The organism is Methylobacterium sp. 22177 (assembly GCF_052045615.1).
GTDB classification, from domain to species: Bacteria; Pseudomonadota; Alphaproteobacteria; order Rhizobiales; family Beijerinckiaceae; genus Methylobacterium; species Methylobacterium radiotolerans.
Window position 1 is genome coordinate 1 of sequence record NZ_JBQEPK010000096.1, and the last position, 5,684, is coordinate 5,684.

4 protein-coding genes are annotated in these 5,684 nt (G+C 68.9%); 3 read left to right on the forward strand and 1 reads right to left on the reverse strand.

What is annotated here, in order from left to right; translation table 11 throughout:
- Window positions 1-858, forward strand: an 858-nt coding sequence (locus ACTJK8_RS31980; RefSeq protein WP_266285542.1) for a methyl-accepting chemotaxis protein, incomplete at its 5' end; no start/stop codon positions are given.
- A 402-nt stretch (window positions 859-1,260) separates the two neighbouring features.
- On the opposite strand, the gene ACTJK8_RS31985 is transcribed toward ACTJK8_RS31980, so the two are convergent.
- Window positions 1,261-2,091, reverse strand: a complete 831-nt coding sequence (locus ACTJK8_RS31985) for an SGNH/GDSL hydrolase family protein (RefSeq protein WP_440763175.1) — start codon at window positions 2,089-2,091, stop codon at window positions 1,261-1,263.
- On the opposite strand from ACTJK8_RS31985, the gene ACTJK8_RS31990 reads away from it, so the two are divergent.
- Together ACTJK8_RS31990 and ACTJK8_RS31995 are read left to right on the forward strand one after the other, a co-directional pair.
- Complete coding sequence (locus ACTJK8_RS31990) at window positions 2,071-3,750, forward strand: lipase family protein (protein WP_440763176.1); 1,680 nt, start codon at window positions 2,071-2,073, stop codon at window positions 3,748-3,750. The two genes, ACTJK8_RS31985 and ACTJK8_RS31990, sit on opposite strands and share 21 nt — an antisense overlap.
- A gap of 155 nt (window positions 3,751-3,905) precedes the next feature.
- Window positions 3,906-5,345: a hypothetical protein gene (locus tag ACTJK8_RS31995; RefSeq protein WP_440763177.1), complete on the forward strand. Its 1,440-nt coding sequence runs from the start codon at window positions 3,906-3,908 to the stop codon at window positions 5,343-5,345.
- The last annotated feature ends 339 nt before the right edge of the window (window positions 5,346-5,684 follow it).

Sequence of the window (5,684 nt, forward strand, 5' to 3'; positions counted from 1 at the left end):
GCGGGGCTGTCGGACCTGGCACGGACGAACCGCGCGGCGACGGCGGACCTGAACGCGGCGGCGGCGGAGATCCGGGCCTCGGCGCAGGAGCAGGCCGCCTCGGTCGAGCAGCAGTTCGCCGCGGTTCAGGAGACGGCCGCCACGGTCGACGAGATCACCCACTCGGGCGCGCAGATCTCCAAGCGCGCCACGGAGGTGATCGCCACCGCCCAGGCGACCGCGCAGACCTCGCGCCAGGGCCTGCGCGCGGTGTCGGACACCGCCAAGGCCATGGACGCGATCCGCGAGCAGGCGGAAGCCGTGGCGGGCAACATCGTCAGCCTGTCGGAGAAGACCCAGACGATCGGCGACATCATCGAGACGGTCAACGACATCTCGGAGCGCACGCACCTGCTGGCGCTCAACGCCGCCATCGAGGCGGCCGCGGCCGGCGAGAGCGGGCGCAGCTTCGCGGTGGTGGCCGCGGAGATGAAGCTCCTGGCCGACCAGGCCAAGGCGGCGACCGGTCAGGTGCGGGCGATCCTGGGCGAGATCCAGCGGGGCATCAACACGTCGGTGATGCTGACCGAGGAGGCGGTCAAGCGCGCGGCGGCGGGCAAGACGCGCTCGGACACGACGCAGCGCACGATCGAGGAGATCACCGCGCGGGTGGAGGAGAACGTGCAGACGTTCCAGCAGATCGTGGCCTCGACCAACCAGCAGCAGCTGGGCATCGAGCAGGTGATGGGGGCGTTGCAGAACATCCGCCAGGCCAGCCAGCAGACGGCCGCCGGCACCCGGCAGGTCGAGGCCGCGTCCGCCAACCTCACCGAACTCGCCCAGGCCCTCATGGCCCTGGCCGAACGCTACCGGCACTGAGCCCACACCTGGACCGCGTCGCTCCGGATCGGCGGAGCCCGGAGAAACTCAGCCGCGATGCGCCGGTCGATGCGGGGCCTGCCGCCGGGAAGCGGTAGCGGCGCGCCCGCGAGCCGCCCGGACGCGCACGATGTCGGCCATCCCGACCGGCCGCGGCGGAGCCTCCCCGGTGAACGGCATCCGGCTGCGGACATCGCCGTAATAGTCCGACCCTCCCATCCCGAATCCGCCGGCGACGACGGGACCGTCGAGGAGCGGCTCTCCGGCCGAAGCTCCGGCACTGACGAGGACGAGGAGAGGGACCGCGAGGAGGATGCGCATGGTCGCATGCGTACACGGACCTGCGCCAGCTTTGCGGCGGCGCCGGTCACGATGGCGTGCGCGGGGCCGGCAGCGCCGCCGTCAGATGTCCGCGTCGATGCCGCGACAGCGCGTCGGATGCGCCCGCGACTTCTGCCAGCCGGTCCGCCCCTGCGCGAAGCCGACCTCCAGGAAGTGGACCAGCGGGTTGACGCCCGCCGCGCGGACATCCGGATTCGCGTCGAGATACCCGTCGGTGCTGAAATGCCCGCTCGGATCACGGCCCTCGCGCCAGCCGAGATCGAGGTAGTGTCGCGCCAGACCGTGGGGGTACTGGCACGTGTCGGCGTACCAGCTCCTGTAATACTCCTCATCGAAACCCGGGAGCGGAGTCTCCAGGTAGCGCTCCAGCCCATATCGATCCCGGATGTGGCCGGTGATGCGTGCGGCCACCGCCGCGTAATCGCGCAGATGCGTCCCGTCGATGAAAGCGTCATCCTCCGCCAGCCCGAACCTGGCCCCGCGCAGCGACGCGAACGGATCGAAGAACGAGACGCCCCGGCGCACGCACACGTCGCGGAGGAGATCGGAATACACCTCGACCGCTGCGGGGTCGCGCTCGGAGGCCTTCGAGACCGGCGTGGGCGGCAGCGCCGACACCAGCGTGTCGAGGGTCCAGGCCTGGAAGCGATCGACCATGCGATCCGCGTGGCTGGAGAAGTCCTCGGTCGCCGACCTCGCGAGCGCCGACGGCGAGCGGATGTCGTTGGTCCCGACGATCAGGATCGCGAGGAAGGCCGGCAAGGGCGCGCGCAGCAGGTCGAGGGCGCGGCGATAGGAACCCGCCGTCGAACCCGCGAGACCGACATTCAGGACGGGACGGGAAACGACCGGTCGCGGCAGGTGAGCCGCGTGCGAATCGCCCGCGAGCACGATGCAACCACTCGGTGCAGCGTCGAAGACGGCCTGGATGTGGCCGATCTTGTGACGTCGGAGGGCGTTGCTGCGGAGCGCCCTCACGGCCTCGATAAAGCCCATACGAATCTTGAACACCGCCCCCGCATCCCGCACCGTAGGAGGCTCAGTTTTCCCAAGTCCAGTCATTCTCGCGCACGGCGCCGCTTTTTGACGCCGGCGGTGTTGCCGGGTGACAGAGGCCGTGACGCCGGCCGGATCATGAATGCTGGCCGGCGGCGGAACCGATTTCACCCGCGCGCTGTTGTGGAGCCCTCCGCGATCGTGCAATGGAGCCGCCCCTGCCGGCGCCGCCGACCGCCACGCATCGGCCTCGTGCTCTCGTTCTTGTTCGATCACATGGTCCGCGGCTACTTATCATTCACGCCTTTCAAGTTGAGAGACCTTCATCCGGCGCCGGTGGCGCGGCGGCACGTCTTTTTCATCCACGGGTTCGACGCCCGCAGCGGCATCCGCTTCCCCGCCTTCTTCAAGCGGGAACTCCACCGTCACACGGCCCGGTTCGGGGCGATGCCGCGCGCCGTCTCGGAGATCCGGAACGACCCCGATGGTCTGAGCCGGAGCTGGGAGGTCGGCGCGCCGGCAGACGGGGACGGCGCGGCCGTCCGCTGCGAGACCCTGGTCTGGAGCGATATCGTCCATTCGGATCTCGCGCGCCCCGCGTCGCGCAAGCTCGCGCTGCTGGCCCGGAGCGCCGTAGCGGGGCTCACGCAGGGATTGTTCTTCAAGACGTCCCGGTTCGGATGGCCCTACACCCTGCTGAGCGCCTTCCCGTTCTTCGTTGCCTTCGTCGCCCCGGCGCTGCTGATCGCGCTCGGCACCGCGATCTTCGCCGCCGTCAGCCCGTCGGCGGTGGCGGACACGGTCTGCGTGGCGCTGTTTCTCGCCGCCGCCGCGCTCGCCTTCCTGTACGGCGCCAAGAAGGCGCTGGGCCGCCTGTTCTTCTGGCATATCCTGAGCATCCGCATCTTCTTCTGGCAGCATGCGACGGGCCGGCGACCGGATTACGTGGACCGGATCGCGGTCTTCCGGGACCGTGTTCTGGCCGAAATGGCGCACTGGCGTGCGAACCCCGCGGACGCGCCCGACGAGGTCCTGATCGTGGGCCATTCCCTGGGCGCCGCCATGGCGGTCGAGGTCGCCGCGCAAGTCCTCGCGCGCCTCGGGACCGACGATCGAGCGCATCCGCGGCTGTCCCTGGTCACGCTGGGCTCGGGGTTGCCCTTCGTCGCGCTTCAGCACGAGGCCCGCACGTTGCGCCGAGACATCGCGACGCTCGTCTTCAGCGACCGCATCGTCTGGTGCGACTACCAGGCGCCCCAGGACTGGCTCAACTGCTACGGTTTCAATCCGATCTTCGATCTCGGATTCGGACGACCGGCGTTCCTCGCCTGCAACCCGCTCATCCGCTCCGCAGGAGTCAAGGACAGGATACCGGAGGACGACTACAAGCGCCTGCGCCTCAAGCCTTTCCACATGCACTTCCAGTTCCTGAAAGCCAATTTCAGGCCGGGTGAGTACGATTTCTTCGAGATGATCCTCGGTCGGCAATCGCTGCTCGACCGCGCCCTGAGGCCGATCTGCCGCCGCGCTGCCGAACCCAAGACCGGTGCGTGACCCTGCCCCCGGCTGAAGGGCCTCTCCGCCCCGGTGGAAGGTCCGGACACGATCCGACGGTCCGAGCCGCCGGATATCAGACGGCCACATTCGCGTCGTCAGCCTCCGCCGGAGCGCCGCGGCGTCACGGGTGCAGGAGCGGACCGGAGCGAGGGATGGGTGTGAGCGTGTTACCGGATTTCGTTTCGCCGAGGAGCGCTCTCGTCGGGGTGCTGCTGGCGGTGCTCGCCGCGCCGGTGGCGGGTGAGGCCGGCTGGATGGGGCCGGAGGCGCAGCCGCTGTTCGTCAACGAGGCCAATCCGGCCGGCTACAACTACGCGCCGAGCGTCATCACCGAGAACGGGACCACCGACATCTGGTGGTGCGGCCAGGGCAAGACCGACGTCATCTTCCACCGTTCCTACACGCCGCAAACCGGCTTCTCGCCGGCGCGGATCGTGTTCCAGCCGACGCCCGGCTCCTGGAACCGGCAGTACGTCTGTGATCCCAGCGTGATCCGTGGGCGCTTCGTCAACCCGGCGGACGGACAGAGCTACGCCTACGCGATGTATTACTCGGGAGCCGACAACCTACCCGGACACAACAACCAGACGGGCCTCGCCTTCTCGAACGACAAGGTGACGTGGGTCGACTACCCGGAACCGGTCATCAAGCCGATCAACCCGGTCGTCGCGCAGGGCAATTACGGCACCGGCCAGCCCGCGACCTTCTCGGACGGCCGGTCCGGCGTCTTCGTCTTCACGACGGATCTCACCGGGCCGCAGGGCGTGCGGGGCTTCGGGGACCTCTACGTCCGGCACACGGCCGACGGCGTGCATTTCGGGGCGCCGGCGCGGGTCCCCAACGTCGCCACCGACGGCTCGACCATCAACCCGAACTCGGATTTCGCCTACGACCCCAAGGCGGGCGAGGTCTACGTCATCACCGGGCTGCCGGGTCGCGTGTGTCAGCAGGTGGCCTGCAAGGACCCGGGGCGCAATCCGGACCGGGAAACCTACCAGATGGGTCTGTTCAAGATGCCCCTGAAGGCGGTGCTGAGCGGCGCGCCGGCCACTTGGACGCCCTTGGGCTACCTGAACTCCGACGTCACCGGTTTCTACCTGAACCACAGCCCCGGCTTCCAGCGCGACGGAGCCGGCTCGCTGACGCCGTTCCTCCCGGACGTCACGGTGTTCTTCTCGGGCGGCGACCCCTACCCCGGCACGTGGCGGATCACCGAGGCGCGGCGGCCCAGCGGCGCCGACCGCCTTCCCCTGCGGCGCGCCTTCGGGCCCGACGGCCACTGGGTGACGACCGGCTATATCGGGCCGGGCTACACGGTCGAGCGCAGCGTCGGCACCGCGTTGACGCTTCCGGCCCCTGGGACCGCGATGCTGATGAGCTGCGCGGCGGGGCAGAACCACTTCCTCAGCCGGGACCCGCGGTGCGAGGGCCAGACGCCCCTCGGCCAGACCGGCTACGTCTACGAGGCGCACAGGCCGGGCAGCCACCCGATCTACCGCTGCATCGCCGGCGGCCAAGATCATTTCGTGTCGACGGCAGCGGACTGCGAGGGACACACGTCCGAAGGTTTGCTCGGTTACGCCCTCGACTGAGGATGCGTCGCGTGGCGCGGCGACTCAATCGACTGTTCAGCCCGTGCAGCAATGCGCGGAAGCGCCTGCGCAAATCTTCGTGGGCAGCTGAGCCGCCGCGACCCTGACCGATGCCGACGGGCCAAGTTTGTGCCCGTCGCTCGTACACTTCCCGGTAAGGCTACCGATTCGCCGAAAATACTCGCGCAGTTAATTCGGACTTAACCCTAACCGGTATTCTTAGGCATCCCCGAGAATCGGGTTGCTCCGGTTGGAAAGATAGCGATCCATGTCCTCCATCACCCTGTCGGCCGCGACGCGCCAGAACCTGCTCTCGCTGCAGGACACCGCCCAGCTGAT

Bases quoted from the DNA above. Each gene is read 5' to 3' on its own strand.
- ACTJK8_RS31995 (WP_440763177.1), top strand. From the start codon at position 3,906: ATGGGTGTGAGCGTGTTACCGGATTTCGTTTCGCCGAGGAGCGCTCTC.